Annotated in this window: 3 protein-coding genes; 1 reads left to right on the top strand and 2 read right to left on the bottom strand. The window is 54.9% G+C overall.

The genetic code is table 11. The features are described from left to right. Positions 1-2: 2 nt before the first annotated feature. Positions 3-989, top strand: coding sequence for a ketol-acid reductoisomerase (gene ilvC, locus IGR76_11820; GenBank protein MBF2079178.1), 987 nt, complete (start codon positions 3-5; stop codon positions 987-989). 136 nt (positions 990-1,125) lie between these two features. On the opposite strand, the gene IGR76_11815 is transcribed toward ilvC, so the two are convergent. Both IGR76_11815 and IGR76_11810 read right to left on the bottom strand, forming a co-directional pair. Continuing rightward, positions 1,126-1,395 (bottom strand): hypothetical protein, encoded by a 270-nt coding sequence (locus tag IGR76_11815; protein ID MBF2079177.1) that lies wholly within the window; start codon positions 1,393-1,395, stop codon positions 1,126-1,128. 159 nt (positions 1,396-1,554) lie between these two features. Beyond that, positions 1,555-4,194 carry a chloride channel protein gene (locus IGR76_11810; protein MBF2079176.1) on the bottom strand — a complete coding sequence of 880 codons (2,640 nt, stop codon included), beginning with the start codon at positions 4,192-4,194 and terminating at the stop codon, positions 1,555-1,557. Between the last annotated feature and the right edge of the window lie 191 nt (positions 4,195-4,385).

Raw genomic sequence — 4,385 nt, 5'->3', positions numbered from 1 at the left:
GAATGTATTACGACACCGACGCAAACTTGGATTTACTGAACGGGAAAACCGTTGCCATTATCGGCTACGGTTCCCAAGGTCATGCCCACGCCCTCAACCTCAAAGATAGCGGCGTGAATGTCGTGGTCGGTCTGTATCCGGGCAGCAAGTCGATTGCCAAAGCAGAAGCCGAGGGACTAACCGTGAAGTCGGTCGCGGACGCAGCGGCGGCGGCTGACTTCATCATGATTCTGCTGCCGGACGAGGTTCAAAAAACCATCTATAAGCATGAAATTGAACCCCACCTGACCGAAGGTAAGGTACTTGCCTTTGCCCACGGGTTCAACATTCACTTTGCTCAGGTTGTGCCTCCAGCCAATGTTGATGTGGTCATGATTGCGCCCAAAGGCCCTGGTCACCTCGTTCGCCGCACCTACGAGCAAGGTGAAGGGGTTCCTGCCCTGTTCGCAGTGTATCAAGATGCATCGGGTCAAGCCCGCGATCGCGCCATGGCCTATGCGAAGGGAATCGGCGGCACCCGCGCCGGAATTTTGGAAACCACCTTCCGGGAAGAGACCGAAACCGATCTGTTTGGGGAACAGGTGGTGTTGTGCGGTGGCCTGAGTGCCCTGATCAAGTCTGGTTTTGAAACCCTCGTTGATGCTGGCTATCAGCCTGAGTTAGCCTACTTTGAGTGTTTGCACGAGGTGAAGCTGATTGTAGACCTGATCGTAGAAGGCGGCCTTGCCACGATGCGCGACAGCATTTCCAACACGGCAGAGTATGGTGACCTGACCCGTGGTCCGCGCATCATCACCGACGAAACCCGCAAGGAGATGAAGCAAATCCTGAAGGAGATCCAAACCGGACAGTTTGCCCGTGAGTTTGTATTGGAGAACCAAGCGGGTAAGCCTGGATTTACGGCCATGCGTCGCCGCGAAGCGGAACATCCGATTGAGGAAGTGGGTAAGGATCTGCGGGCGATGTTTAGCTGGCTGAAGAAGGTCTAATACGCAATCCCGCTACAAGATGACACGTAACCCCACCGCCTGACGGCACCTCCCCTTGCTCTAGACGCGAAGCGGCTTCCCGCAGGGTAGGGGAGGTTGGGAGGGGTTTTGAACTCTCAGCTACCAAAATCGCGAACTACAGCAAAATCAAAATGGCGGCTCCCAGCGTCAGCCCAACGACGATAACAGACTGCATAAACTGTTCAAACTTCGTGCATTCAATCGGATCGCAGGACTCATCGATCCAATCGCGATCCTTGAGTTCTAGGGGGCGATCGCGCAAATCATCCAGCTCAAAATTAATTTCGCGGATGCGTCGCTGAAGCAGCTCTTTTTCCAGTTCTAGCTCTTGTTGTCTAGGATTGTAGGAAAAATTAAGGTTCGAATGGGGAATGTCGTACGCCATGCTGATCCAGTCTCCTGCTCACACATAACGATGCTCTATATCTTCACCGTATCGAAGAACTCAGCGGCAACCAAGGTTCTGTAACCATCTGAAAACGACCTTAAAGAATTGCAAAACTGTGGCGAAATCCAAACCGATCGTTGTGTACGGTCTAGGCTCCTATCCTTGCTCCTGACCCCGCACTAAAATGACGGTTCGCAGACTGTCACGGGCGATCGCCTCTGGAATATTGCTACGGATCACCTGCTTGAGCAAACTATCGCGGCTGGCTCCTAGCATGATCACATCACAATCTTCTTGCCAGCTCAGTTTGATAATGGCATCCGCCACCCCATGACTCCAGAGCGATCGCGCCTTTACGGGACGATCGGTTTGCTGGCTGAGGCGTTGCACGGTTTGGTGAAGGAAGGTTGTTTCGTAGCTCTCTGGGGCGGTATCAAACACCTGGCATACCACCACTTCTGAGTTAGGGTTGATTGATAGTAGACTGGGCAAGAGTTTCAGCGCTTCCCGTGAGTTCGGCCCTCCGGCAATGGGAACGAGCCAGCGTTTGAAGTGCAGCGTATCGTAGAATCCGAACTTGACGAGAATTACCTCTCCTGAGGCTTGCCGAATGATCGTATCCACCACGGTTCCAAAGACGCGACCGGGCGTCGAGGTTTGGCCTTTCCAGCCCATGAGGGTGAGGGTGATATGCCGTTCGCGAATTGTTTCCAGCATGGCCTTAGCGGGATCGTGGGCAACCCGAATTTGGGTATGAACCGGAATGTTCCAGCGGCGTCCCAAGTATTCGGCCTGCCGTAACAACCGCCGACTGTGGGTGGTGCGGACGGTGGCTTCCGACGGCACAACGCCCTGGGGAACGGTAATCACTTGCAAACACTCCAGCTCGTAGTTCCGACCTTGGGCGATCGCCGCTGCAAGTTTTAACAGTTCCGGTGCGGTTTTAGGATTGCTCATCGGTATAAGGATTCGCCCCTGTCCGGTCATGGGCGATCGCGTCTGGTAAACCACGTAGGAGGGATCGGACTGGGGGCCGAGGTCGCCAAGATCCCCCGATAGCTGCATCGATTCGGCTCGGATAATATCGGCGCGGGTGATAATCCCCACTAGACGTTGACCCTCGGTAACCGGAAGCCGACTCAGCTTGTAGCGATTCATCAAATACAACACCCGCGCCAGCGAATCGTAGGGATGGACGCAAACGGGATTCTGGGTCATCAGGTCTTTAAGCTGCGGCTCTGATGCCGTACTGGGAATGCGGGTCGGGTTTGAAAGATCCGATAGTGTCACAATCCCCACCAACTTTCCCTGTTCCATCACCGGAAATCCACGATGGTGCGATCGCGAAAATGCCTGGACAGCCTCACTGAGAGGCATCTGACTTGTCAACGTTTCTACCCGTCGCTGCATCACGTGATCTGCCGTCAGTTCTTCCCAAAGGTTGACCTTGGTTGTCGTATCGTCTTCCAGGCGAATCCCGCTTAGTTCCAGCAGTTGGGAATAGAGTGACCCTTGCGAAATCCGATGGGCAATCAAATACGCAATCACCGACCCAATCATCAGCGGCAATACCAGATTGAAATCCGTCGTAATTTCAAACAGAATGACGATCGCCGTAATCGGGCCACGGGTAATCGCACTAAAAAAGGCACCCATCCCAGCCAAAGCATAGGTGGACACCGGACTCAGCGATTGCTCTAAGCCCAGAGCCGTTCCCAGAGTTCCTTCAAGGGCGTGGGCTCCCGATCCCACCAACTGTCCCAGTGCCCCCCCCAATACCAGTGAAGGCGCGAAAATGCCCCCCGGCGCACCAGAGCCGTAGGCAATCAGGGTCAGCACAAACTTACTGAGAAACAGCAGGGCAGCCACTTGCCAGTCCGCATCGCCTGTTTTAATCAGATCCTGCACCAGCGTCGCGTCATAAAACGGCGAAGGCAGTAGAACCGTAATCAGTCCAGAGGCAATTCCGGCGATCGCCATGCGTCCTGCTAGGCTGAGCTTTAGGAAACGACGGTTAAACGCCAGACTGGCAAAAATGCCTCGGCTAAACAAAGCTCCGAATAATCCCGCCGCCAGTCCCAAAATCAGGAAAAAAGGAATATCGGGCAATGAAAACGTGACGCTCGAGGTGGCGATCGCCGAGTCCAACCTTAACCCTTGTCCGCCCAAGAGCCGAGACACAACGGCTCCAATAAACGAGGCCAAAATAGCCGTCCCCAGCGTCAGTTCTGAGAAATCGTGAAGTAACTCCTCCACAATGAACAGCACGCCAGCAATCGGAGCATTAAATCCCGCCGCCAGCCCCGCCGCCGCTCCCGCTGCCAACAACTGCCGCCGATATTCCGGTGATGTGGGAATCCACTGGCTCATCTGCGCCGCCAACGCCGCCCCAATGTGAACCGTTGGCCCCTGCCGTCCCAGATTGAACCCCGATCCAATCGTGATCATGACGCTGAGCAGTTTGACCAATGCCACCCGCAGATCCAACCGAATCGGAACATTGGCTAACGCTGCTTTGACCTGGGGAATGCCACTACCCGCTGCCTCGGGTGACAGCCGCTGCACTAACAAGCCTGCAAGCCCACCCCCGATGCATCCCACCAGGGGCAGAGCGACCCAGTCTGGCAGAATGTGGGTCATCTGAATTCGCATTCCGCCTAGGGTTCCCGCACCGTATTTGAGGGAAACGGCGGCTAGACCGGAAATGACCCCAATGACGCACGCCTCAAAAATCGCAAGACGCTTAGACTGTTGGAGAATGGAGCGAACATAACCCGAAAGAAAACGAACCTTCATGCCCAACGTGTACCGCACTGTTGCCCAGCATCGTTAGACGACCATCTGTAGAACCAATGGCACAGTGCTTCGGCCATTAAGCGCCCGTGGGACGATCCCATGCTTCTTTGAACCACGTACGTTCAGTGCTGTGTGACATCCTCCCGACGCTCACCCTATCGGGTAGAGCGCGGGCTTCCCCAGATCGCTCT

The organism is Synechococcales cyanobacterium T60_A2020_003 (assembly GCA_015272205.1).
GTDB lineage: Bacteria > Cyanobacteriota > Cyanobacteriia > RECH01 > RECH01 > JACYMB01.
This window is presented reverse-complemented; position numbering and strand designations above follow the sequence as displayed.

Coding starts and splice junctions, on each gene's coding strand:
- ilvC (MBF2079178.1), top strand. CDS start 3: ATGTATTACGACACCGACGCAAACTTGGATTTACTGAACGGGAAAACC.
- IGR76_11815 (MBF2079177.1), bottom strand. CDS start 1,395: ATGGCGTACGACATTCCCCATTCGAACCTTAATTTTTCCTACAATCCT.
- IGR76_11810 (MBF2079176.1), bottom strand. CDS start 4,194: ATGAAGGTTCGTTTTCTTTCGGGTTATGTTCGCTCCATTCTCCAACAG.